The 20,286-nt window shown below is 62.3% G+C and carries 15 protein-coding genes; 8 read left to right on the top strand and 7 right to left on the bottom strand.

Features of this window, described 5'->3' with window-relative positions:
* Positions 1-129: 129 nt before the first annotated feature.
* Positions 130-1,146: a Bug family tripartite tricarboxylate transporter substrate binding protein gene (locus AC1RL8_RS07995; RefSeq protein WP_492684956.1), complete on the top strand. Its 1,017-nt coding sequence runs from the start codon at positions 130-132 to the stop codon at positions 1,144-1,146.
* Between the two features lie 13 nt (positions 1,147-1,159).
* On the top strand, positions 1,160-2,596 hold the full coding sequence (locus tag AC1RL8_RS07990) for an MmgE/PrpD family protein (RefSeq protein WP_492684955.1): 1,437 nt from the start codon (positions 1,160-1,162) through the stop codon (positions 2,594-2,596).
* A gap of 134 nt (positions 2,597-2,730) precedes the next feature.
* Here the strand turns inward: AC1RL8_RS07990 and AC1RL8_RS07985 are convergent, their stop codons facing one another.
* Positions 2,731-4,536: an NAD-binding protein gene (locus AC1RL8_RS07985; protein WP_492684954.1), complete on the bottom strand. Its 1,806-nt coding sequence runs from the start codon at positions 4,534-4,536 to the stop codon at positions 2,731-2,733.
* A 129-nt stretch (positions 4,537-4,665) separates the two neighbouring features.
* Here AC1RL8_RS07985 and AC1RL8_RS07980 point away from each other — a divergent pair, with 129 nt between their 5' ends.
* Both AC1RL8_RS07980 and AC1RL8_RS07975 read left to right on the top strand, forming a co-directional pair.
* On the top strand, positions 4,666-5,658 hold the full coding sequence (locus tag AC1RL8_RS07980) for a Bug family tripartite tricarboxylate transporter substrate binding protein (RefSeq protein WP_492684952.1): 993 nt from the start codon (positions 4,666-4,668) through the stop codon (positions 5,656-5,658).
* A 3-nt stretch (positions 5,659-5,661) separates the two neighbouring features.
* On the top strand, positions 5,662-7,059 hold the full coding sequence (locus tag AC1RL8_RS07975) for an FAD-dependent oxidoreductase (protein ID WP_492684951.1): 1,398 nt from the start codon (positions 5,662-5,664) through the stop codon (positions 7,057-7,059).
* 571 nt (positions 7,060-7,630) lie between these two features.
* Here the strand turns inward: AC1RL8_RS07975 and AC1RL8_RS07970 are convergent.
* Genes AC1RL8_RS07970 through AC1RL8_RS07960 form a run of 3 tightly spaced genes read right to left on the bottom strand, consistent with a single transcriptional unit; the run spans position 7,631 to position 11,043 of the window.
* Complete coding sequence (locus AC1RL8_RS07970; protein WP_492684950.1) at positions 7,631-7,864, bottom strand: hypothetical protein; 234 nt, start codon at positions 7,862-7,864, stop codon at positions 7,631-7,633.
* Between the two features lie 45 nt (positions 7,865-7,909).
* Positions 7,910-8,902, bottom strand: coding sequence for a Bug family tripartite tricarboxylate transporter substrate binding protein (locus AC1RL8_RS07965; protein WP_492684949.1), 993 nt, complete (start codon positions 8,900-8,902; stop codon positions 7,910-7,912).
* A gap of 32 nt (positions 8,903-8,934) precedes the next feature.
* Entirely contained in the window at positions 8,935-11,043 is a 2,109-nt protein-coding gene (locus AC1RL8_RS07960; RefSeq protein WP_492684948.1) for a 3-hydroxyacyl-CoA dehydrogenase NAD-binding domain-containing protein, read from the bottom strand.
* 192 nt (positions 11,044-11,235) lie between these two features.
* Here AC1RL8_RS07960 and AC1RL8_RS07955 point away from each other — a divergent pair, with 192 nt between their 5' ends.
* From AC1RL8_RS07955 to AC1RL8_RS07945, 3 genes are all read left to right on the top strand, one after another.
* Positions 11,236-12,294 carry a CDP-6-deoxy-delta-3,4-glucoseen reductase gene (locus AC1RL8_RS07955; RefSeq protein ID WP_492684947.1) on the top strand — a complete coding sequence of 353 codons (1,059 nt, stop codon included), beginning with the start codon at positions 11,236-11,238 and terminating at the stop codon, positions 12,292-12,294.
* 40 nt (positions 12,295-12,334) lie between these two features.
* A complete protein-coding gene (locus AC1RL8_RS07950) occupies positions 12,335-13,315 on the top strand; it encodes a Bug family tripartite tricarboxylate transporter substrate binding protein (protein ID WP_492684946.1) in 981 nt (326 codons plus the stop codon).
* Positions 13,316-13,389: 74 nt separating this feature from the next.
* On the top strand, positions 13,390-14,139 hold the full coding sequence (locus AC1RL8_RS07945) for a hypothetical protein (RefSeq protein WP_492684945.1): 750 nt from the start codon (positions 13,390-13,392) through the stop codon (positions 14,137-14,139).
* Positions 14,140-14,983: 844 nt separating this feature from the next.
* On the opposite strand, the gene AC1RL8_RS07940 is transcribed toward AC1RL8_RS07945, so the two are convergent.
* The 3 genes from AC1RL8_RS07940 to AC1RL8_RS07930 form a co-directional block, all read right to left on the bottom strand.
* Complete coding sequence (locus tag AC1RL8_RS07940; RefSeq protein ID WP_492684944.1) at positions 14,984-16,483, bottom strand: aldehyde dehydrogenase family protein; 1,500 nt, start codon at positions 16,481-16,483, stop codon at positions 14,984-14,986.
* 27 nt (positions 16,484-16,510) lie between these two features.
* Positions 16,511-18,148 carry a GMC family oxidoreductase gene (locus tag AC1RL8_RS07935; protein ID WP_492684943.1) on the bottom strand — a complete coding sequence of 546 codons (1,638 nt, stop codon included), beginning with the start codon at positions 18,146-18,148 and terminating at the stop codon, positions 16,511-16,513.
* Between the two features lie 94 nt (positions 18,149-18,242).
* Entirely contained in the window at positions 18,243-19,223 is a 981-nt protein-coding gene (locus AC1RL8_RS07930; protein WP_492684942.1) for a Bug family tripartite tricarboxylate transporter substrate binding protein, read from the bottom strand.
* A 107-nt stretch (positions 19,224-19,330) separates the two neighbouring features.
* Here AC1RL8_RS07930 and AC1RL8_RS07925 point away from each other — a divergent pair, with 107 nt between their 5' ends.
* Positions 19,331-20,284: a LysR substrate-binding domain-containing protein gene (locus AC1RL8_RS07925; RefSeq protein ID WP_492684941.1), complete on the top strand. Its 954-nt coding sequence runs from the start codon at positions 19,331-19,333 to the stop codon at positions 20,282-20,284.
* The last annotated feature ends 2 nt before the right edge of the window (positions 20,285-20,286 follow it).

Genomic DNA, 20,286 nt, shown 5'->3' with positions numbered 1-20,286 from the left:
TGACTGAGTTTCAACGCCAGATTGACAATCAAGCTCTAGGTTTCACTAATCGAAACCTATACTGACAATCAGAACCAAATCCGAAAGCAACCGCCCTGTCGGGTGCTTTTTTCAGGTCTAGGAGACACAATGCAGACACGCCCCCCCTCCGCCGCCGGAATCACCCGCCGGTTCGTCCTTTCTGTGCCAGCCGCCTTGGCTACCGCCACCTTGGGCGGCCCGGCCCTGGCGCAGGGGCGCTACCCGACCAAACCGGTCACGCTGCTTGTGGGTTTTCCGCCGGGCGGCTCCACGGACTTCATCGGCCGCTTGCTGGCACAAAAGCTGACCGAGGTACTCGGCCAGTCAGTCGTGGTGGAAAACAAGGGCGGCGCAAACGGCCTGCTCGCGGCCAACGCCGTAGCCGCCGCTGCCCCAGATGGCTACACGCTCTTGCTCACCTCTATGGGCATGACGACCAATCCGTATTTGTACAAGAGGACGCCGCGTGACCCGGTGAAAGACTTCACCTCAATCGCCATGCTCGCGAGCGTTCCCAACGTGATCGTGGTCAACCCATCGCTGCCGGCCAAGGACCTGAAAGATCTCCTCGCACTGGCCCGCTCGCGAAGCACTACCGCCCCCCTCACGCTCGCCACCACAGGCAATGCGGCGCCTGGCCACCTCGCAAGCGAACTGCTGCAGCGCGCCGCGAAGGTGAAGTTCGAATATGTCGCGTACAAGGGGTCGGGGCCAGCACTCACCGACATCATGGCGGGCCATGTCGATATGTCGCTGCCCACGGTCGTGGCGGCCGCGCCGTTCATCCAAAACGGCAAGCTACGTGCGATTGCCGTCACCGGCTCCAAGCGTTCAGCCATGCTGCCGGACGTGCCGACCATTGCAGAAGCAGGCCTGAGGGAGCTATCCACGGGCTCTGGGTGGTATGCGCTCATCGGGCCGGCAGGCGTGCCCAAAGACATCGTCGAGCTCCTGAGCTCAGAGTGCCAGAAGATCATGGCGAACCCCCAGGTACGCGAGCGGTTCGTCGCCAATGGCGCCGATCCGATATTCCTGAACCCAATCGAAATGTCTTCGTTCGTTGCACGTGATTTCAAGAACTGGGGCGAACTGATCAAGGCGGCCAACATCAAAGCCGAAGAATGAAGGACTTCTAACCATGCCGACACTCTCCTCCTCGGTTTATCCGGCCACCGCGCCGGCCGATTGCCCCCCCCTGGAAACCGCAGTAGTCCGCTTCATCCAGGAATTCGACATTTCCCATGTCACCCCCCAACTCCGGGTACTGGTCAGCCGCGTGATGCGTGACCAATTTAGCTCGCAGGTTGGTAATTCACGGTTGCCCTGGTCGCGTCAAGTGCGTGCGATGGTCGATGCGCACCACGTGCCCGGTGCGAGCCGCGTGATCACGAGCGAACGCACAATGAGCGCGCAGGACGCGGCCTTCATCAATGCAACGTACGCACATGGCTTCGAATACGATGAGGGCCATCGGCCCAGCAACAGCCATCCGGGCAGTTGCGCCGTCGCGACCGCCATCGCTGTGGGCGAAGAAGTGGGCGCCACATTGGACGAAGTGATTGCCGCCATCCTCATGGGGTATGAGATCTATGCGCGCATCGGCGTGCTGGGCGCACCAGACTTGATGCAGCGCGGCTTCCACCCAGCCGCCATGCTCGCAAGCTTCGGCGCGGCCGCAGTCACGGCGAAACTGCGAAAATTTGATGCCGAGACGACATTGCATGCGCTTTCCATCGCGCTGAGTCACGCATCGGGCGCGGCTGAATACAGTTCTACCGGTGGCTCGATCAAGCGAGTGCATCCCGGCATCGGCGTGCGTGGCGGCATGATGTCCGCTGCGCTTGCCCGTGCCGGCATCACCGGTCCGCGCGCATTCCTCAGTGGGGTCAAAGGCTTCTACAACGCGTTCCTGCAACGCGCGCCGGCCACTGACGCGGCAGACCGCTTCAGCTTCTCTGCAAAATTCGAGATCCTGCGCGGCGGCTACAAGCGCTACTGCTGCTGCGGTGCCAACCACGCGGCGATCGACATCCTTTCGGCTTATGCAGGTCGCCTCGCGGACATCGAGAGTGTGTCGCTACGCATCCCAAGGCTTGCCAACACCATGGTCGGGTCGGTCAATAGCAACGCGTACACACCAGGGAACATCGAGCAGGTGCAATTCAGTCTGCCGGTTCAGGCCGCCTTCGCGCTACTTGGCCTCGGCAACGGCTACCAGTCGCACATGGACTATCTCGACGGCAAGCTTGACATGGACCAAGTGCGCAGCGCCGCGCGGAAGGTCAAGCTGGTGGAAGCGCCCGAAATGGACAAGCTGTACCCTGGCAAATTCGTGACGGAAGCGACTATCACCTTCCTCGACGGCGCAACCGAGACTCACTTCGTCGAGAACTCTCTCGGCACACCCGACAACCCCATGAAGGAAGACGCACACGACGCGAAGTTCATGGAGCTCACGTCTCCCGTGCTCGGCGAGCAACGCGCTCGTGCGCTGCTCGCCATCCTGCACGAACTACCAACGACCCTGGCGCCCTCACAGCTGACGATGATGGGCGCTGTCCACGAGGCCGCCTAGCATTTCTCAGGCATCGGGCGAGTCAGCCACCTTGGCCCGAATTGCTGGTTCCGCGCGACCTCGTAATCGTCCCACCATGAGCGCGCCTGCCTGGCGCGGCTTCCGCGCTAGCTTGTCGCGCCGGCAACTTTTGCTCACACACCGCCCGCCCTGACCTGCACGCTGGCCCAGCGCTCGTAGTGCGTGATGAGCCGCGTGATGTCGTCTTGCGGATCCCCAAGGCGAGCGGCCAGGCCATAGAGGAGCCGCGACTTCTCGAGAATCCAGGCCGTAACACCGAGCTCCCGTGCCGCATCACTTGCGAGCTCCAATTCGCGCAGCGCCTCGCCGAGCAGCAAACCATGATTGAATCGCCGCGTCGCCACCTGCTGCGGAATGATCCGTGCGCTGGCAGCATTTCTACCGGTCTCGATGCCGAGAATGCGCGTCATCGTGAGCGGGTCCAGCCCCGCCTTCGCACCGGCCACGAACACCTCGCAGGTCACCGCGAACAGTGTGGCGGACAGCGCGCCATTGATCTGCTGCGCGAGTTGCGCATCGCCGCCCCGGCTCGAAACGCGAAACACGCGGCCCGCAAGCGCCTCCAACAAGGGGGCGGCGCTTTCCAGCGCGCCGGCCGGCCCCGAGACAATCACTGCTGCCGTGCCTGACTCGATGTCCTGCGGAGTACCCGCGATAGGCGCGTCGAGGTAGACGTCGTTTTCGCCACGGCCCTGCGCAAGCGCGAGAGCATGCGCAGGCTGCAGCAGGCAGGTATTGACTACCACCCGCCGGCTTTCAGCGCGAGGCAGTGCTTGGATGACGGTGCCGCAATCCATGTCTCGTTCTACGCAGACGACCGTGCAAAGCCTGCCGCCCACTGGCGGCGCAGGATGCAACTCGCCAGCGATGACGACGCGCCAGCCGAAGGCGCGCAGCCGCCGCGCAAGCACAGGGGCACGGCGCGCGGTGCATACGAGCACGTGGTCGTCGAACGACCAAGCCGGGGCGGTGTCATCGACTGGAAAGGATTCCGATTTGGGGCGAAGGCACACTTCGACATCGGCGAGCGGTTCCAAGTAGGTGATGAGCGAGGTGCCGTCGCGATCGGCGCCGCCCTGCGAGACAGCAAAGTTCCACACCTGGCGCACCTGCTGGCCGATCCACATGGGAACGCCGAGCTCTTCCGATTCCTTTATGGTGAGCGACGTGTCCTTGGCCGTAATCGCCATGCGAGCGCCGAAGTCAAAGCGGCGGGGAAGCACCGAACTCGGGAACTTGTTGCGCGTAGCACTGCTGCTCGCCTCGCCGGCATTGATGATCTCCAGCAGTACCTGCGGATCAAGCCCGCCCTTGGCTCCCAAGATGAATGCCTCGCACGACGCCGCCATGCCCGTCGCGGAGAGCAGGTTGTTCAATAGCTTGAGCGTCTGGGCCTTGCCGTTGCGCTCGCCTAGATACAGCACCTCGGCCGAGGCCAACTCGCGCATCACGGCTTCTGCTTGCTCGAAGGCGGGCAGCGGCCCCGAACACATGATTCCCAGTCCGCCGTTGCCGGCCGTGACCACATTCCCGGTGATGGGCGCGTCCAGCATCATGATGCCGCGCTGTCGCAACTCGCCCGCCAGCTCTTGCGCGAAGTGTGCACCGGTGGTGGAGAAATCGACGAGAGTGCTAATCGCGCCACCCTCGAGCAGACCGTCCTTGCCCAGGACCACCCGGCGCAGGACGTCCAGCGACGGCAGGCAAGTCATGACCAGCTTCGCTTCGGAGGCGATAGCGCGGGCGGACGCGGCACCCCGGCCGCCGGCCGCGATGACCGATTCCACGGCCCGCGCGTTCACGTCGTGCACAAACACGCTATACCCGAGCGACGCAAGGCGCCTGGCCATGGGTGCGCCCATCGCGCCGAGGCCGATGAACCCGATGGTGTCCCGTGCGGCTGAGGGATGAGTCGTCATGGACACCCCACTTGAACTTTGATGGGAAAGACAATAGCATAGGTTTCGTGCATCGCTACCAATTCCAATCAATGGAACTAGCTAGCACTAAGATTGAACGCCCGAGCCTTCCAGAATGCAGGAATCCGAATGCAATTCAACCGTCTTGTGCGCCCCGCACTTCTCTTTCTCTCTCTGGCACTGAGCGCCACCGTACTGCAGGCTCAGTCGTACCCCTCGCGGCCGATCCGCATACTCGTGGGCTTCGCGCCTGGTGGTGCGACCGACCTGATCGCACGCCTCTACGCGCAGCAGCTCAAGGACGCGCTGAACGCAACTGTGATCGTGGAGAACAAGGCCGGCGCATCCGAGCTCATGGCCATCCGGACGCTCATGTCTTCACCGCCCGATGGCTACACGCTGTGGCTTGCGGCCGGCAGTTCGCTCACGATGGGCCCTGCAGTCCGCAATGACCTGCCGTATGACCCGGCGAAGGACTTCACGCAGATCGGCCTGATCGCCACGGCGCCCGGTGTGTTCTTCGTCCACCCATCCGTGCCGGTGCGCACCATGGCAGAGCTGATCACTTACACGAAAGACAACCCAGGCAAGCTGAACTACGGCTCGGCCGGCGTTGGCTCCTCCAGTCACCTGCAGATGGAGTACATGCTGAAGGCGGCGAGCATCTCAATGACGCATATCCCGTACAAGGCGGCCAACGAGTCGGTTCAGGCGGTGGCAGGCGGATTGGTGCACGTGGGCCTTGCGCCTGCGCAGTCGGTGGTTGTGCTGGCCTCAGACGGTAAGGTTCGCCCGATCGCAGTGACCAGCACAACGCGCCTCAACGCCCTGCCCAACGTGCCGACCATGGCTGAAGCCGCCACTGGTGATCTCAAGGGGATGAGCGGCTACACGTTCTATGGCCTCGTCGGCCCGGCAAAAATGCCGAACGATATCGTCCTGAAGATCAACGCTGCGATCAACAAGATCTCGGTCATGCCCCTCGTGGCCGAGAAGATGCGCGAAGGATTTTCGGCCGAGCCTGCGATCAGCACGCCCGCGACGTACAGGCAGTACGTCGACAAGGAACTCGCCAAGTGGCGAGAAATCGGGAAATCCATCAAGACCGATGGGGGAAGCTGACCCATGGAGTGCGATCTGGTAGTGGTCGGAGCCGGCATCTCCGGCCTTGTGGCGGCGCTCCGAGCAGCGCAGGGCGGTCGGCGCGTGCTGGTCCTAGAAAAGCTTAGCGAAGATCGCTATGTCTGCAACTCGCGCCTGACCACAGGCGTATGGCATTGCTGCGCGATGGACCTCCTGAGCGAGCCGGAGAAGCTCGAGGCACGCATCTTGGAAGTCACTGGCAACTACGCCCGCCTCGATCTGGCGCGGGCTGTGGCTACCGACGGTGTACGTTCGGTTCGCTGGATGCAGAAGGCTGGCGTACGCTTCATGAAGGGCCCGTTCGACTACCAGAGCTTCGTGCTATCGCCTCCTGCTCTGACCGCGCAGGGTAGGCAATGGGAAGGCCGAGGCGGCGACGTGATGCTGCGCACGCTCGAAGCGGAGCTTGCGAAGCTCGGCGGCCGCATCCTGCGTGGCCACCGGGCGACACGGCTCGACGGCAACGGCGAAGCAATTCAAGGCCTCTCCGGCAAGACGGAAGCGGGCGCCTCCTTCAGTGTGCAGGCGAGTGCGGTCGTCATTGCCGACGGTGGCTTCCAAGCCAACACCCAGCTGTTGCAAGGTGCCGTGACGCCTCGGCCCGAGGCGATCTTCCAGCGCAATGCGCGTACCGGCATGGGGGACGGTCTTGCGATGGCCCGCGACGCCGGCGCGCAGATCACCGACTTGCGCGGCTTTTACGGCCACGTGCTTTCAGCCGACGTGTTCAACAACGAAAAACTCTGGCCTTATCCATACCTCGACTATGTGATCGGCGCGGGACTCATCGTCAACCGTCACGGCAGACGATTCACCGACGAGGGCCGCGGCGGCGTCGCAGTCGCCAATGCGATGGGAGCTGGCGACGATCCGTCGGGCAATATCGTGATCGCCGACTCTCGCATCTGGAATGAAAGCGGCACGCAACGCTTGCTGTCTCCAAACCCCACCCTGGTCAACAACGGCGGCACGCTGCACCGAGCAAACTCCATCGCCGAACTCGCAACCTTGTGCGGCCTCGACCCCGCGATTCTGGTCGCGATGATTGACGCCTACAACGCCGCACTGAAAGCGACCAGGGGCCTGGAACTCTCCCCTCCGCGCTCGGCGGGCAAGCAGAAGCCAGTGCCGATCGAAACGGCACCGTTCTACGCGATACCCGCGTGCGTCGGCATCACGTACACCATGGGCGGCATCGCGATCAACGCAGCGGCACAGGCACTCGCGGTCGACGACTCGCCGATCCCCGGTTTGTACGCAGTGGGATGCGCTGCCGGAGGGCTGGAAGGCGGTGAGAAATGTGGATACGTGGGCGGACTCGTGAAATCGAGTGTCACTGGCCTGCGGGCGGCAGAACACTTCCTCCAGATTTCAGCGTGAACGTAGCAATCAATTCGCATCCGGACCTTTTCGACAACCGCCGCTAGCGCACAGATATTCACCTCAACCGTACCCGCTGTCTCCGCTCTGTGGATTCCGGTAACCGGAATTCACGTTCATGACTCCGACGATGTGCAGCGTCCTGCCACGCGACCCGTTCGGTAGCCCCACGCTCTCGCGAACATCGCCGCGAGAACCCAATCCGGAATTCCCTGGCGCAACCCGTCCCAATAGTCACGACTCCGCACATTTCGGATGAATACCATTGCGTTGATGGCACTGGTGCCGCCGAGATCTCCGTCTCGATGCCGGCAGAGACGCCGGTACGAATGAAAGTGTCATTGGCCCGGTTTCGTCACGCCAGTTCACGCGCCTGGAATGGAACAGCATGACCATCCGGCTGGGGCCCACATCTGAACGGAAAAACCGCCGGCGACCGGGCCGGATTCCAGCCGCAGCACCAGGACGGAGGGAGCCTCTCTGAGGCTGCTAGCTATCACGCATCCCGCAGAACCGCCTCCATGACGATGTAGTCAAAGATGGAGAAAAAATCGCAATACGCTAAGCATTGCTACTTCGGAAGGAGCATGTCCACAATCACGCGCACCATCTCGACGTAGCTGCGCAGGATCAACAGCAGGAAGGCCGCCGCCCCGATGGCGACCGGAACGGCCCACAGTGAGCCTGAGATAAACCAGACGATGGGGCCGAGTAGCAGTACGGCGAAAGCAATGCCATTGGCGACAACGTCGCCGCGCTTCACCAGGAAATGGAGCGTGCGGTACTGGTTGTTAGGATCTTCCATGTCGTTTTCCTCGATTCTCTTCGTTGTGGGCTTCGTTGAAGCAGTTCATTCCAGCTTGAGGTTCAGGCGCTCGACCAACTCACTCCAGCGGTCGCGCTCCCGAGTCAGGAAGTTCGCGAAATGTTCAGGCGTTCCGCCTTCGACCGTAGTACCTTCGTTCTTGAGCTGCGCGCCATATTCCGCTGATTGCAGAACGCGGTTCACATCGCGATTGATCGTTCCCACGGTAGACGCGGGCGTTCCGTCCGGCACGAGCAGGCCATAGGCGAGCGACGACTCGAATCCTGGCAGAGTTTCCGCGACCGTGGCGACATTCGGCAGCAGCGCCAGACGCTTGCGGCCCGTCACCGCGATCGCGCGCACACGGCCACCCTTGACCTGCGCCGCGGCCGAGGGCGCACTGTCGAAGAACAGTTGGATTTCGTTGGCAATGAGTGCCGTGTTGGTCTGCGCGTTGCCCTTGTACGGAATCAGCGTGAGATCGATCCCCGCCTTGACCTTGAGCATTTCGCCGGTAAGGTGTTGAGTCGTGCCTAGCCCGCCGGATCCGTAGTTGATGGCTCCCGGCTTTTCCTTTGCAGCCTTGATGAGGTCGGAGAGCGTCCTGAATGGGCTCCCTGCCGGCACGAGCAGCACCAAGGGCGCATCCATTAGCTTCACGACCGGCGTGAAATCCTTCGCGTCATAGGGCAGCTTCTTGTAGATCAGCGGGTTGATCGCGATCATGGGATGCGTCGCGAAGAGGATGGTATGGCCGTCAGGCTTTGCGCGCGCAACCGCCGAGGAGGCCACGCCGCCGCCCGCGCCAGCGATGTTTTCCACCACCACTGGCTGCGTCCACACCTGGCGCAGCTTGTCGGCCAGAAGACGCGCCTGCATGTCTGAGCCGCCCCCCGGCGGGAACGGCACGATGAGCCGTACTGGACGCAAAGGGAAGGCGTTGGGCTGCTGCGCCGACACCGCGGTGACCACCAGCGCCGTCGATAGCGCAGCGGCCAGTACCCGCAATTCGCGGCGCGCCAGCCTTTTCCAATTCATTTCCGTCCACTCCTATCGATTGCTTATTCCGCTCACTGTGGCGCCGTCGCGTCGCGTAGCCGATCGCCGGATGCGGCGACGCGCTCAAGTAGCGCGCTGGGTTTCCAGCGCTTGCCGTAGAGCCCGTGCCACTCGCGCGTCTGCGCGAGGATCGCGGGTGCACCGACCGAATCTGCCCAGAACATCAGACCGCCGCGGTGACGTGGAAAGCCGAAGCCATAGAGCCACATCACATCAATATCGCTGGCCCGATAGGCCTTACCCTCATCGAGAATGCGGCAGGCTTCGTTGATCGATGCGAACAGCGCACGCTGCAAGATTTCCTCGTCGCTGAAGGTGCGCTGCACGATGCCGAGTTCCTCCGCCACCTCGGCGATCACCCGCTTGACCACCTCGTCAGGGTGCGGGGTACGGTCGCCTTCGGCGTAGCGATACCAGCCCGCACCAGTCTTCTGCCCCTTGCGGCCCATCTCGACCATGCGATCGGGAATATGAAGCTTGCGATACTCCGGATCGGCCGCCGCGCGGCGCTTTCGGCCTTCGTAGCTCACGTCCAGGCCCGACATGTCGTTCACCGCGAATGGCCCCATCGGGTAGCCGAATGCGACCATGACGCGGTCGATCTGCTCGGGCAGAGCACCTTCCTCGAGCATCAACATCATCTCGGTCATCATGGGCGTGCGGCTGCGGTTCGCCGCAAATCCATCGCAGGAACCTGCCACCGCCCCCACCTTACCGAGATCGCGCGCCATCCTCATGGTGCGCGCGATCGTCTCGATCGGCGTCGCGCTGCCGCGAACGACTTCGCACAACCTCATCACGTTGGCAGGTGCAAAGAAGTGCGCTCCGGCGACGGCCTGCGGGCGCTTCGTCGCGTTGGCCATGATGTCGATGTCGATGGCCGATGAATTTGTAAGGAGTAACGCGCCTGGCTTCATCACCTCGTCGAGTCTGGAGAACACCTCCTGCTTCAGATCGACCCGTTCGAACACAGCCTCGATCACTGCGTCACAGTCGCCAATGTCCGCATAGTCGGTGACGCCACGAATTTTGGCGAGACGCTCGTCCATCTGCGCCTGAGTGATGCTGCCGCGCTTCACGCTCACCCCGTAGTTTTCCCGAATTCGCTTGATGCCGCGATCCAACGCCTCCTGACTCATGTCGAGCACTTTCACTTCGACTCCCACGTCAGCGAACGCCATCGCGATGCCCCCTCCCATGGTCCCGCCACCGACGACGGCGGCCGAGCGCACCGGCGACGGGGGAACGAGCGGCGAGGCTCCAGGGATCTTGGCAGCCTCCCTCTCGGCGAAGAACGCGTAACGAAGCGCTTTGGCCTCATCAGAGTTCTCCAGCTCCTTGAGGAATTCGTGCTCCAAGGCCAAGCCCTGGTCGAAAGTCCTGGAGGTGGCTGCCTCGACCAGCGCCAGCGCCCTCTCTGGTGCCTTCAAATGGCGCGACTTGCGAGAAAGCGATTTGCGTGCGTCCTCGAACAGCGCGGCGAGTTCATCGGCAGGCAGGGGTCTCCGCACCTCGGCCTGCGTACCGGGCAGCGGACGTGTCGATGCGATGCGTAGGGCGTACCTCACTGCTGCCGAACGCAGGGCGGGCTCGTCCACGATCTCATTGAAGATGCCGAGACGCAGGGCTTCGGCCGCCTCCACATGGCGACCGCTCACGATCATGTCGAGTGCAGCCTTCGGGCCGATGAGACGCGTGAGACGCTGCGTGCCGCCGCCGGCCGGCACGATGCCAAGCGACACCTCCGGAAGACCGACCCTGGCGCCCGGAGCGGCAATGCGATAGTGACACGCCAGCGCATGTTCAAGGCCGCCGCCGAGCGCGTAACCATGGATCGCCGCGACGACAGGCTTGCCGCTCCCCGCGATGGCGGCTGCACTCGTTCGCGTGGAAACGGGGCGTGCTCCGCCGAACTGGCGGATGTCGGCGCCCGCCATGAAATTGCGGCCGACACCAATGAGAACGAACGCCTGTACGGCCGGGTCCGCATTGCCGATGGCAAGCGCATCCATGATTCCTTCGCGGACGCCCGAGCCTAGGGCATTGACAGGCGGATTGTCGATGGCGATCACGCCGACCCCATCTTCCACTGCGTATTTAACGGTTTGCACTTCGCTCATATGTCTCCTTCAACATCACGTCCGCGCCGCGTTTCGGCATAAGAACGGATCGTATCACTGTTCCAACAATAAGCACCAATTCCACTGAATGAAACCATAACGCTCTAGATCGAGTTACGCTTTTGGTTCCATTCAATGAAACTGATTTCATTTTGTTGACATGACGCGCGGCTCCGCATAAATTTGCGTTCCATGAACGACACGCTTCCCGCTTCGGCCCCCGCAGCCTGCACACTGACCGTGACCTGCCTACCAGGTGGGCGTACTTTCGAGGCCACCTCGGAGGAAACCATCCTCGACGCCGCGCTTCGCCAGGGGTTGCTGCTGGCCCACAGCTGCCGCAACGGCGCCTGCGGCACCTGCAAGACCCGACTGGTGGAAGGCCAAGTCAACTACCAGGTACACCCCATCGCCCTCACCCCCGAGGACGCCGCGTCCGGCTATGCCCTGCCGTGCCAAGCCAGGGCGCGCACGGCCGTCGCACTCGAATGCAGCCCAATCAGCGTCGATGCCGCCACGCCGATGCGGCGCCTGGTCACACGCGTGCAGTCGCTCGATAAGTTGGCACCCGATGTGATGCGCATCCGCCTCAAGATGCCAGTCAACGGAAACTTCGCCTTCTACCCCGGCCAATACATTGACATCGTGATGAGCCCGGCGATACGTCGTAGCCTGTCAATCGCGAACTCACCCAACGAAGACGGGTACATGGAGTTGCACCTGCGCAACTACGGCGGGCCGTTCAGCACCCACGTGTTCAACACAATGAAGGTGGGCGACCTGATCCGGGTCGAAGGGCCGCTCGGCACTTTTTTTGTGCGGACCGATAGCGAAAAGCCCATCGTCTTCGTCGCCAGTGGCACAGGTTTCGCGCCAGTCAAGGCAATGATCGAAGACCAGCTTCGCAAAGGTCGCGCCCGGCCGATATCACTCTACTGGGGAGGCCGCCGCCCAGCAGACCTGTATCACCATGAACTGGCCCGCGCTTGGGCCGCCGATCACGGCATCGACTATGTCCCAGTCGTTTCGGAAGCACTGCCCGAAGACGCGTGGACCGGCCGCGTCGGTTTTGTGCACCAGGCTGTGCTGCAGGACTTGTCGAGCCTGGCAAGCCATCAGGTCTACGCATGCGGCGCACCCGTCGTCGTGGAGTCGGCTCGACGCGACTTCACATCGCTTCGTGGCTTGCCTTCGACCGAGTTCTATGCCGACGCCTTCCTGCCGGGTGCGACCCCGGCGCTGAACAAGTGATCCGCTCCAACCACCCTCGAACCTGAGGCCACACCCCGTCATGAAGCCGATCCGCAATCTCATCGCCGCAGCGGCTGTTTCCGCCTGCGCACTGCCGGCCCTTGCCGACACCTACCCTGCGCGCCCGATAAAGATGATCGTCGGGTTTGCGGCCGGCGGCACTACCGACGCCATCGCGCGCTTCTATGCGCAGAAAATCGGCGAGGAACTCGGCGCATCCATCGTGGTGGACAACAAACCCGGTGCGGGCCAGATGCTCGCTATCCGGTCGACCCTTGGCGCGGCGCCGGATGGGTACACCATCTACATGGGAACCGCCAGCGCCCTGTCGCAGTCCCCTGGCTTGCGCAAGTCCATGCCGTACGACCCCCTGAAAGACTTCAGCATCATCGGGCTGGTCGCCAGCGCGCCCGGCGTCCTCGTCGTCAGCCCTCAGTTGCCAGTACGCAACCTGCGCGAACTGGCGAATCTTGCGAGCGCGAAGGAAGGCAAGTTCAACTACGGCTCATCAGGCGTCGGGGCCTCAAGCCATCTGCAAACGGAGTACCTACTCAACCTCACTGGCATCCGGATGGAGCACATCCCATTCAAGGCCGATGCGGACATCATGCGCGAGATATCGGCCGGAACAGTGCAGATGGGCATCGCGCCGATCCAGGGGGCACGGGGCTCCATCACGAGCGGCAAAGTCCGCGCACTGGCCGTGACAGGCACGCGCCGCATGGCTGCATTGCCAGACGTCCCCAGTTTGACCGAATCCGACTTCAAGGGGCTCGACGGCGTGGACCCGTACAGCTACTACGGCCTGCTTGGCCCAGCCGGGATGCCGCCCGAAATCGTGGCGAAGCTCAACAACGCCATCAACCAAGTGTCGCGCAAACCCGACGTCGTCAGCCACGTGCAGCAGCGACTCTATGCCGAGCCCGCAGCGGGCAGCCCCCAAGCCTTCCGCGAATACATCCAACGCGACCTGGCGAAATGGCGTGGATTCGCACGCCACGTGGTCCTTCCCGATCAATAGAAGTTCCGACCATTGGAACCGGTATTGACAAACAAAACCTGTGCTAAACTAAACTTAACCATCGGAGTGTTCTCATGATCTATACACGAAGCGGAGCAGACGCACTGTCTAAGCGCATCGACATCGTCTCGCCTGGCACTGGCAACAAGCATTGGGGCACCACGTACTTCGGTCCTCGAAGCTCCAACAAAGAAGCGACGGGCCCTCAGGCCACCATGTCCGAGCTGCAGGCCAACGAGTCGGTCGTGCCGCACTTCCACGGCGTTTCGATGTTCCAGTTGTTTATTGCCGGCTACGGCACTATCGGCAACCAAGGCAAGGAACTGAAGCCGCTGACGGTGCAGTTCAAGGACCACCACACCGCCTACGGTCCCATCGTCGCTGGGCCTCAGGGTCTATGCTTCGTGGCATTGCGCATGTACACGGGCAACTCTGAGCCGGTCTACCTCTCCGAGCCAGGCTATCGCGACCGACTAAAGCCCAGCAAGCGCCGCAACCTCACGTCTCCGCAGGTTCACTTCTCCATCGAGCCGGTCATGCAGCACCGTACTGAAGTGGCATGGGAAACCTTGCTGGAAGCCGATGACGGCATGCATGCACAGGTCGTGCGCCTCGGCGCGGGCATGAAGGTGCAAGGTCCCGACCCGAAGGTGGCGGGCGGCTATTACATCTTCGTGGGCAACGGCAGCATCGTGCACAACGGTGAAACGCTACCAAAATGGTCAATGGTCGTGGTCGAGAACAACGAACAGGAGTTCGAAATTCGAGCAGGCGACCAAGGCCTCGAAGCCTTGGTACTGCAGTACCCACGCGAAGAGTCCTAATCGGCCCAGGGCTTGCCAGCTTGCCTGGCAAGTCCTGCGTCGGTTATGCGCAGGCCTCGGTCCGCCCCAATGCGCGGTGCCCTCAGCATGCTGTTACGGCTCCTAATGAAGAGCCCCGGACCAGCAAATGCCCCCGTCTTCGAGAACTTGACGTGGCAGGAAATCGGCCTCTGACGGCGCCTGATTTCCGAGCGCATCAGACTACCAAGCTCTGCCCTGTTGCGCATAGCCCAGAACCTGCAGATAAGAGCACTACCTAGCGCAGGTAGACGAACAGCAGCACCGCCCCCCCATTTTCCGCTTTACGCCTCTGGCCGACCTGCTGACCCGGAGCACTGAGCATTCACAAAGTGGTGCGTCTAGTGATGCCCAGGCGAACGAAGATGATGGGGTGATACCGTGGCGTCTCAGATAGCCAACGCAGAAGGACGCATGTGCATCGGCGAGGTTGCAACCGCATGTCCGTTGCTCAGCTTGGTAAGCAGGTCCCCAAATTTTTCGGGTGCCAGGCTCACATCTGCCGACCAAGAAAGCATTGCGGCTTCTTGCCCGACCGGTCACGAAGGAAAAGCGTGTGCAAGTCCTAGCGCAGATTTAACTCATCGTCATCCACGACAAGGGATTCACGCTCTTGCACGGCGAACGGGTGGTCAGCGTGCCTGTTGGCGCGGCGCCATCTCGGGCGCCGAGACAACCGATTGCATTGCTGCGCCGGGCTAGCCCCCTTTCGCGTGAAGGAAAAGTTCATGCCACTGGCGCTGATGGCAAGCCGCCACAGATTCTTCGCGCCACCACGGCGGGGCTTTGCGTCCAGTGCTACCACGCGGGTCGAAATCTGGGCGTCCTACACGCGCATCAGTACCGACTTGGTTTGCGTATATGCGTCGATCGACTCTGCGCCCATCTCGCGCCCGAACCCGGATTGCTTATAGCCACCGATGGCCATGACGGGATCGGATTCAGCGTAGGTATTGATCCAGACGCGCCCGGACTTGATAGCGCGCATCATCCGGTGCGCCCGCCCGATGTCACGCGTCCACACAGCGGCCGCCAGCCCGTACGGAGTGTCATTGGCTTTGGCGACGGCGTCCTTCTCATCCTTGAACGCAATGACGGAAAGCACCGGTCCGAAGATCTCTTCCCTCGCGATTGTCATGTCATTTGTCACACCGGCGAAGATGGTCGGCTCGACGAAATAGCCTGCAGTGCCGATGCGCGAACCGCCCAAGACCAGCTTCGCCCCCTCTCGTCGACCGGCCTCGACATAGGAAAGCACCCGCTCCATCTGCTTCGCCGAGATGAGCGGTCCCAAATCCGTATCGCCCGAAAAGGGCGAGCCCACCTTGTAGCGGGACGCAACCGCCGCGACACGCGCGACCACCTCGTCGTATACGCTTTCATGAACGAGCAGCCGCGTCCCTGCAGAGCAAACCTGACCGGAATTCCTACAGAACGCCAGTGCCGACGCCTCGATCGCTCGGTCAAGGTCGGCATCTGGAAAGATGATGTTGGGTGACTTTCCACCCAACTCCAGCGTCGCCTTCTTCATGTTGCCGGCCGAGGCCTGCAGGATGCTGCGGCCTACGGCTGTGGACCCCGTGAAGGCGATCTTGTCTACGTCGGGATGCGCCGCCATGGCGGCGCCGACCACCGCACCATCACCCTGGACTATGTTGACGACCCCGTCGGGAACCCCCGCTTCCTGGATGAGCTCGGCGAGCCGCAAGGTCGTCAATGGCGATTGTTCTGCAGGTTTCAGCACGGCGGTATTTCCGCAGGCCAGTGCGGGCGCGAGCTTGCTCGCAGCCATCACGAGCGGAAAGTTCCAAGCGTTGATGAGCGCGCACACCCCCATTGGCTCACGCACCATGTAGATGAAACGTGAATCGTCGCTGGCATTCGTAGTCCCGTAGATCTTGCTCGTCCATCCCGCGTAGTATCGGAAACGCTCCGCAGTGCCCGCCACCTGTGTTCGGGCGAAGCTCAACGGCGCGCCGATGTCCAGCGATTCGAGCGCGGCGAGTTCCTCGGCATGCACCTCGATCGCATCGGCGATCCTTTCTAGGTAGCGCCCGCGCGCATGGGGCGAGATGCCGGACCAGGACGGCCTGTCGAATGCACGCCGGGCCGCAGTGACTGCAGCATTGACGTCTCGCTCGTCGGCCTGAGCCACCTCGGCCAGGCACGCCTCCGTCGCGGGGTTGATCGTCTCGAAGGTTTTTCCGGATGCGCTCTCGATCCAGCGACCATCGACCAGGAGTCGCTTCTTGCCCGCCCCGATCCACTCGAGTGCTTGTTGCTGGCCAGATCTTTCGGCCTTCTCGATATTTTCATTTCCTGACATTTTTATCTCCAATGACTCGAATACTGCTCAGGCCCGGCGCGCGATAGCGTCCTGTAGGATCATGGCGGCGCCCTTCTCCCCGATCATCATGGTCGGTGCGTTGGTGTTCCCCGATGTGACCTGCGGCATGATCGATGCGTCGACGACGCGCAGGCGGCGAGCCCCTCTCACGCGCAGGCGCTCATCGACAACTGCCAGCTCATCGAGGCCCATCTTGCAAGTGCCAGCTGGATGGTGGGCGGAGTTGCCGTGCGTGCGCATGTATTCGAGGATCTCGTCATCAGTACGCGCTCGCGGCCCCGGCATCCGCTCCTCGATCACGCGCGAAGCGAGAGGCTCGGTGCCCAGAATCTGACGGATCGTCTTGATGCCCTGAATCACCGCACGCACATCGTCGGGGTGTGAGAGGAAATTCGGCTGGAACGCGGGGGCCTCGCGCGGATCCGCGGAGCGTAGCGTTACTGTCCCCGTACCGGCCGGACGCAGACGGTACACCGAAGCAGCAATCGAAGGCCGGTCGTCCACTTCCACCACGCCATCGCCGTGGTAGGTGAACGACATGGGGCGAAAGCTGATTTGCAAGTCCGCGTATGGCTCCTCTGGGCGACTTTTTACAAACGCGGCGGCCTGCGAAGATCCCAGCGCGAGATAGCCCTTTCCATTGAGCAGGTAACGCAGGCCCTGCCAATACTTCCGCAATCCCGTGATCTCGTGGTTGTAGGAGCTCTTGCGCGTCGCCTCATAGCTGGTATGCACGTAGAAGTGATCTTGGAGGTTCTGACCGACGCCGGGGCTGGCCAGAACCTGTGCAATCCCGTGGCGCTGCAGCTCCTGCGGAGGGCCGACGCCCGACAGCATGAGAATCTGTGGTGAATTCAGCGCGCCCGCCGATAGGATGATTTCGCGCGCGGCCGCAACTTGGCGCAACTCGCCGCCCTCTAGCAACTCGACGCCGACGGCTTCAGTGCCCTCGAACAGAATGCGCCTGACAAACGCCCCGGTGCGGATGGTGAGATTCGGGCGCGTGCGCACGGGCTCGACGTAAGCCATGTAGGCCGAGTGACGCTTGCCATGGCGGATGTTGTGCTGCATGAAGCCGACCCCGTCGTGCAACTCTCCATTCAGGTCTTCGGTACGCGGAATCCCGAGCCGGGCAGCCGCCTCGATGAAGTCGGCCGAAGCGGGGTGGCGGATCACGGGGTCGCTGATCCACAACGGGCCGCCTACGCCCCGATAAGCATCCGGGCCTCGCTCGTTGTGCTCCATGCGCTTGAAGTAAGGAAGCACGTCCTCGAAGCCCCAACCCGGGTTGCCAAGGTTCTTCCAGGTGTCGAAGTCGCTTCGATGGCCGCGGATGAAGACCATGCCATTGATGGCGCTGCTGCCCCCCAGCGCCTTGCCTCGCGGCCAGTACATCCGCCGGTCATGCAACTGCGGCATCGGCTCAGTGAAGTAGTTCCAGTTCATCTCCTCGTGGAAATACAGCCGGGCCATGCCCGCCGGCGCCTTCACCCAGAACTGGTCCGCTTCGGGTCCGGCCTCAAGCAGCAGGACGCGTGAACCCGGGTCCTCGGAAAGCCGCCGCGCGAGCACGCAACCAGCGGATCCAGCGCCAATGACAATATAGTCGTACGTTTCTGTTGATTGGTACATGATGCGACGCATGGCGTCCTAAAGTCCAGGGAGCCACATCAAGGAGACAGAGGCCCCCTCGAGAAGGAACGAAACGCACGAAGTGGGGAGCGGGGTGACCAGCATCTCAGTCCTTGGTGAACTTCAGTTCGACCGCGACCTTCGCCATGTCGGCGTACTCGCGCGCGAGGTACTCGGAAAAGTCCCTGGGCGTCATAAAACTCGTGTCCGAGCCGTCCGCGCGAATGCGGTCTCCTACCTCCTTGCTTTCGAGGGCGTACCGGATCGCTTCAGACAGCTTGTTAACCACCTCGGGCGGCGTACCCGACTTGGCGAGCAATCCCAACCAGACGCTGTAAGTAAAGTCAGTGCCCAATTCGCGGAATGTCGGCACATTGGGCAGCGCGGGCAGACGGGTCTGTGAAGTCACGGCGAGCGCCTTCATCCGCCCTCCCGAGATCTGACCGCCGCTGCTGACGTATGCGTCGAAGAAGAACGAAACCCGGCCTGCCATGACATCAGGCATCACAGCACCATTTCCCTTGTATGGCACGGCAAGCACTTGATTCAGGTTGTACGCTCGCTTGAACAGTTCGCCTGCAATATGAGGCGCACCGGCCACTCCGCCGTGTCCGTAACTGAGCTTGTCGCCCTCCCGGCGTGCCAAGGCGACGTAGTCGGCGATGCTGCGCACAGGCTCGTTCCCACCCACCAGCATGATGAACGGGATACGAGACATCATGCCGACGCCCGTGAAATCCTTGGGCGAGTAACCGGGATTGTTCTTGATGTAAGGCAGCGTCGAGAAATTGAGTGACTGCGCGAGGAGCGTATAGCCGTCCGCCGGTTGTTCGCGCACGTGAAGGATGCCGATGAGCGTATCGGCACCTGGACGGTTATCGATGATGACCGGCTGTCCCAGCTTCTCGCTCATCTTCTGCGCGACGAGCCGTGTCGTCGCATCCGTCGCACCGCCCGGAGCCGTGCACACCACGATGCGGATGGGCCGGGTTGGCCAGGACTCCGCCGCGGCGCACGTGCCTGCCGTTGCGGCGAAGGCGAAGGCGAGGGCCGCGATGGTTCTTCTGGTGAATTTGAGAGGCGTCATGTTGTCTCCTGGTCTTGTTGCTTGGTTTCACTGATCAGAACCATTGTCACTGTTCGACTATTCCTTTTGCAAATGAATAGAATGAAGGAGTCCATAAGCAAAAGCACATGCCGAGCAAACTCGATGAAATTCCGTGGGCGCGGCGGCTGAAGCTGCGGCACCTTGAGGTGTTCCTGGCGGTGCACGAAACCGGCAGCCTTACCTCAGCGGCCGTGCGCCTGCACATGACCCAGCCAGCACTCTCGCACTGGCTCGCGGACGCCGAAGAAGCGGTGGGCCGACCGCTTTTTTTGCGTCTTCGCCGGCTCACCTTGACCCCCGACGGAGAGGTATTTCGCGCCCACGCGGCAAGGATGCTGGGCGATGTGGAACGCACCGATGCTGATTTGAAGGCCGTGCGCGCCGGCTTGCAGGGGCGATTGCATGTCGGAACGGGGTTGCCGCGCGTGCTGTTGCCGCGTGCGATCGCCCGCCTGCACGAATCACGGCCCGGGGTTTTTGTTTCGGTCTCGGAAGCGCCTCTGCCCCAGCTGCTCGAGATGCTGGCCAAACGCGAAATCGACATGATCATCGGCGCCCTCGCTGCGCAGGCGCGTGCATCGGGCTTTGCCGTCGAACCGTTGCTCGTCGACAGCGTGCAAGTCGTCGCGCGCCGGCAGCACCCGTGCCTCCAGCAACCCGCGACCTGGGAAAGCACGCTGCAGTACCCATGGATCCTGCCTCCAGTAGGCGCCGTGATGCGCGGTGCGCTCGACACTGCGTTCGCCGCCCAGCACCTGGCTCCGCCTATACCTTGCGTCGAAGCGAACTCATCGGTTCGCGTCCAACTTCTTCACGAAGAGCGCAACTACTTGTCTATCCTGTCCGCTTCGGAAGTGATGCTCTACCGCTCGCAGGGCGTGCTGGACAATCTGCGCCTCTTTCCAGAGATCCCCTCGCCTGACATCGGCGCAATTTGGGAGGACGAACGGGGCTCAGGACTCGTGAGCCATTTCCTTGAAGCACTACGAGCTCAGGCACAGGTGGAGGCGCTTGAGCTCTCTCATTCGGACGCCAAGTAAGC

The organism is Variovorax sp. GW822-FHT04E09 (assembly GCF_058800845.1).
The sequence above is the reverse complement of the archived record's forward strand: the minus strand, read 5'-3'. Positions and strand labels throughout refer to the sequence as shown.

Excerpts from the sequence above, each read along its gene's own strand:
- AC1RL8_RS07995 (WP_492684956.1), top strand. The coding sequence starts at position 130 with ATGCAGACACGCCCCCCCTCCGCCGCCGGAATCACCCGCCGGTTCGTC.
- AC1RL8_RS07990 (WP_492684955.1), top strand. The coding sequence starts at position 1,160 with ATGCCGACACTCTCCTCCTCGGTTTATCCGGCCACCGCGCCGGCCGAT.
- AC1RL8_RS07985 (WP_492684954.1), bottom strand. The coding sequence starts at position 4,536 with ATGACGACTCATCCCTCAGCCGCACGGGACACCATCGGGTTCATCGGC.
- AC1RL8_RS07980 (WP_492684952.1), top strand. The coding sequence starts at position 4,666 with ATGCAATTCAACCGTCTTGTGCGCCCCGCACTTCTCTTTCTCTCTCTG.
- AC1RL8_RS07975 (WP_492684951.1), top strand. The coding sequence starts at position 5,662 with ATGGAGTGCGATCTGGTAGTGGTCGGAGCCGGCATCTCCGGCCTTGTG.
- AC1RL8_RS07970 (WP_492684950.1), bottom strand. The coding sequence starts at position 7,864 with ATGGAAGATCCTAACAACCAGTACCGCACGCTCCATTTCCTGGTGAAG.
- AC1RL8_RS07965 (WP_492684949.1), bottom strand. The coding sequence starts at position 8,902 with ATGAATTGGAAAAGGCTGGCGCGCCGCGAATTGCGGGTACTGGCCGCT.
- AC1RL8_RS07960 (WP_492684948.1), bottom strand. The coding sequence starts at position 11,043 with ATGAGCGAAGTGCAAACCGTTAAATACGCAGTGGAAGATGGGGTCGGC.
- AC1RL8_RS07955 (WP_492684947.1), top strand. The coding sequence starts at position 11,236 with ATGAACGACACGCTTCCCGCTTCGGCCCCCGCAGCCTGCACACTGACC.
- AC1RL8_RS07950 (WP_492684946.1), top strand. The coding sequence starts at position 12,335 with ATGAAGCCGATCCGCAATCTCATCGCCGCAGCGGCTGTTTCCGCCTGC.
- AC1RL8_RS07945 (WP_492684945.1), top strand. The coding sequence starts at position 13,390 with ATGATCTATACACGAAGCGGAGCAGACGCACTGTCTAAGCGCATCGAC.
- AC1RL8_RS07940 (WP_492684944.1), bottom strand. The coding sequence starts at position 16,483 with ATGTCAGGAAATGAAAATATCGAGAAGGCCGAAAGATCTGGCCAGCAA.
- AC1RL8_RS07935 (WP_492684943.1), bottom strand. The coding sequence starts at position 18,148 with ATGCGTCGCATCATGTACCAATCAACAGAAACGTACGACTATATTGTC.
- AC1RL8_RS07930 (WP_492684942.1), bottom strand. The coding sequence starts at position 19,223 with ATGACGCCTCTCAAATTCACCAGAAGAACCATCGCGGCCCTCGCCTTC.
- AC1RL8_RS07925 (WP_492684941.1), top strand. The coding sequence starts at position 19,331 with ATGCCGAGCAAACTCGATGAAATTCCGTGGGCGCGGCGGCTGAAGCTG.